The following is a 267-nucleotide window of genomic DNA, read 5'->3' on the forward strand; positions in this document are numbered from 1 at the left end:
GTTGACAAACTAATTGTCATGTTTTTTCGATATCAGCGATGATATCTTAAAAGAAAATTACTAAGATGAACGATACTTGTGAATGTATCTTGATATTACTTAACGTTATCTAGTTTTCAAGGAACATGTTTGACAAATGGAATATTTGTCTGTTGGTGGAGCCTAGCGGGATCGAACCGCTGACCTCCTGCGTGCAAAGCAGGCGCTCTCCCAGCTGAGCTAAGGCCCCAAAAAGTTCTATAATTAAAAAATGGTGGGCCTAAGTGG

Annotated in this window: 1 tRNA gene; it reads right to left on the minus strand. The window is 39.7% G+C overall.

From position 1 onward, the window contains the following. Positions 1 to 153: 153 nt before the first annotated feature. Positions 154 to 229: transfer RNA gene (locus tag ACQCT5_RS22985), tRNA-Ala, on the minus strand. Between the last annotated feature and the right edge of the window lie 38 nt (positions 230 to 267).

Origin of the sequence: Sutcliffiella halmapala (assembly GCF_050107295.1) — a bacterium.
Lineage (GTDB): Bacteria > Bacillota > Bacilli > Bacillales > Bacillaceae_I > Sutcliffiella_A > Sutcliffiella_A halmapala_A.